Source organism: Brevibacterium sp. 91QC2O2 (assembly GCF_024580695.1).
Taxonomy (GTDB): domain Bacteria; phylum Actinomycetota; class Actinomycetes; order Actinomycetales; family Brevibacteriaceae; genus Brevibacterium; species Brevibacterium moorei.
Window position 1 is genome coordinate 1 of sequence record NZ_JANIJY010000056.1, and the last position, 1,166, is coordinate 1,166.

General features: G+C 65.4%; 1 protein-coding gene. It reads left to right on the forward strand.

The genetic code is table 11. From position 1 onward, the window contains the following. Nucleotides 1–237: 237 nt before the first annotated feature. On the forward strand, nt 238–1,166 hold a 929-nt coding region (locus NQ036_RS15390; RefSeq protein WP_257060003.1), incomplete at its 3' end, for an IS110 family transposase.

The window sequence follows — 1,166 nt, forward strand, 5'->3', positions numbered from 1 at the left end:
ACTGACGTTGATACTTGTAGGGATGGTTTCCATCCAGGGTGTGACCCAGGCACTGACTGGCCACCACAGTGTGTGCCTTTGCCGTGATCTGTCCACCCACCAGGGATCATCGAGTGTCCCGACCGGACGAGCATGACCTCATAGGAGCGCGGTCACTACCCCGTCAACGTCCTGTCTGCCCACCCGGCCGGGATTGCGCTTCCATCACCACCAAGGGACGAAAGGGCACCACCCATCATGCCAACACCACACCGACACGTCTACGCCGGCATCGACACACACGCCGACACACACCACGTCGCCATCATCGACGAGCTCGGCCGCAAACTCGACGACGCCGAGTTCCCCACCACCCCGGCGGGCTATGCCGCGATCCTCGCCTTCATCACCACCCTCGGCACACTGCGCAAGGTCGGGATCGAGGGCACCGCGTCCTACGGTGCCGGCATCACCGCCCACCTCCGCAGTCAGCAGATCGAAGTCCGCGAGATCATCCGCCCGAACCGGCAGGCACGCCGCGGCGGCAAGTCCGACCCGATCGACGCCTACGCCGCAGCCAAGGCCATCGCAGCTGACGACCACGACCGCCTGCCGATCCCGAAACTCCTCGGCGGCGTCATCGCCGGCCTGGCCAACCTCTTGTGCGCCTACACCACCGCCGTCAAAGCCCGCACGACTGCGATCGTGCAGATCAAGAACAAACTCGTCACCGCCGACACCGCCTTTCGCCAGGCCCACCGCGGCCTGAACGACAAGACGCTGATCGCCCGACTCGCCGCCACCCGACCGGTGGCGACGGACTACCAGCGCAAGGCATTGCGCACGCTGGCCCGCCGCTATCAGAACCTCACCGGTGAGATCGACGAACTCCTGACCGACATCACCACCGTCGTCGCCGACACCGCACCGGCACTGGCAGCGGCCAAGGGAATCGGACCGATCAGCGCGGCGAAACTGCTGGTCACCGCGGGTGAGAATCCTGAGCGTATCCGCAGTAAGGAAGCCTTCGCCGCCTTATGCGGGGTGAGTCCACTGCAGGCGTCTTCCGGGAAGACGAACCGGCACAGGCTCAACCGTGGAGGAAACCGGCAGGCCAATCAGGCACTCCACCAGATCGTGCTCGTGCGCATGTCCAGTGACCCGCGGACACGGGCCTACGTGGCACG